Origin of the sequence: Asaia sp. SF2.1 (assembly GCF_000505765.1) — a bacterium.
Taxonomy (GTDB): domain Bacteria; phylum Pseudomonadota; class Alphaproteobacteria; order Acetobacterales; family Acetobacteraceae; genus Asaia; species Asaia bogorensis.
In genome coordinates this window covers 16,371-17,912 of record NZ_AYXS01000034.1, presented here as the reverse complement: position 1 = coordinate 17,912, position 1,542 = coordinate 16,371, and the positions used below count along the sequence as shown (strand labels likewise).

General features: G+C 60.6%; 1 protein-coding gene and 1 pseudogene. One reads left to right on the top strand and one right to left on the bottom strand.

Annotated elements, in window-relative coordinates; genetic code table 11:
* Positions 1-244 (top strand): annotated as a pseudogene (locus P792_RS38905) (secretion protein); the annotation flags it as partial.
* Positions 245-600: 356 nt separating this feature from the next.
* Here P792_RS38905 and P792_RS31305 read toward each other — a convergent pair.
* Positions 601-1,542, bottom strand: a 942-nt coding sequence (locus tag P792_RS31305) for a glyoxylate/hydroxypyruvate reductase A (protein ID WP_200863482.1), incomplete at its 5' end; no start/stop codon positions are given.

Below are 1,542 nucleotides of genomic sequence, written 5' to 3'. Positions count from 1 at the left end.
CTACCAGGCTGATATCGGACTGGTCCGCGCCCTTGGCGGCGGCTGGAACGTGAAGCTCCTGCCCACGATGGATCAGACGCTCTCCATCACACCGCTGCAATATGACGATCTGCACCACCCGCAGCCCGTTGGCGGCGTCAATATCTCGCAGCACCCCGAGCAGTTCGAAAATCTCAGCAGTGCCGCCCCTCAGGCACCTGCTGCCGCAACGGGCAAAACCCTTCGCCCGATGTACGACCAGTAAACCCCGCCCACCTTCGGCGTTGTCCGCCTCACGACAACGCCGGAGCACCTTGTCTGGATGGCAGGTTCACTCTGACGACTTGCCATTCCAGCGCAATCCACAAAATCAGACGCAAGACCCACCGTCCCTGTCGCGGCCCATGTCTCGCCGAGCCGTTCAATCCGCCTCTATATCCGTCCGGTCCTGGTCAGAAAGACGCCCATCGTGCTGCTCTGATGGGAAAGTCCCGGAGATGCGTGGATAGTGCCACCCGTCTGATCCACAAGGATCAAATGACCCTCGGCCCCCGGCATCGGCCAGCGAGCCCACCAGCAGCGACGGCACTATAAGATTTTTTTGACGTTCAGGCCCGCCTGTCAGTACCCGACATCGCGCTGGACACAGGCAGGGATAACACCCTGATCGTAAAACGCCTGAAGGTTACGCGCCACAAGCTGCGAGGCCGTCCCCGTCTGGGTCGGGGCAGAGATATGAGGCAGTACCGTCACCTTGGGATGACTCCACAACCAGTCGTCCTTCGGCAGAGGCTCACGTTCGAAAACATCAAGCACAGCATGCGACAGGTGCCCACGGTCAAGCGCCCTACCCAGCGCCGCCTGATCGATAATCGGACCCCGGGCAAAATTGATGAGTGATGCCCCCTCGCGTATCTGCCCGAAACGCCAGTCATCAAGCAGTCCACGGGTTTGCGGCGTCAGTGGCAGAAGGACCACAACAATCGCACTTTGCCTCAACAGGGCTTCGAGCCCGGATGGACCGTATGTCATGGGAATATCCGCCGTTGCCCACGGCGTGCGGCTCCAGCCCATCACGGGAAAGCCGTTTTCCTTCAATCTCTGCGCAGCCGCTCGCCCCAGATTCCCCATGCCCAGAATACCGACAGGGCGGTCCTGCGGTAAGACGAGCGGATGCTGACACCAGCGCGCCTTTGTCTGCTGCTCGCGATAAAGCGGCATGTCGCGATGCAGATAAAGCGTCCAGGCCAGCACCGCCTCTGACATCGTAAGCGCCAGCTGCGGATCAGTCATCCTGACAATGCGTATCGCCGGGTTCGGCATTTCCTCGACCAGCCGCTCGACCCCGGCCCACAGACTTTGCACCCATTCAAGCATGGGTAGGTCGGACAGATCAGCCGGATCCGGGTTGGCGACCACAGCCATACGCGCCGTACGTCGCTCTCCGTCTGTCAGGTCCTCAAACGGCATGACCCTTATATTGTTCAGGCAGGCATTGATCGACTCAAGGCTCTCTTGCCTCTCGCGCGGCGTGATCCGCCCGCAAAAGGGCACTATGATGGT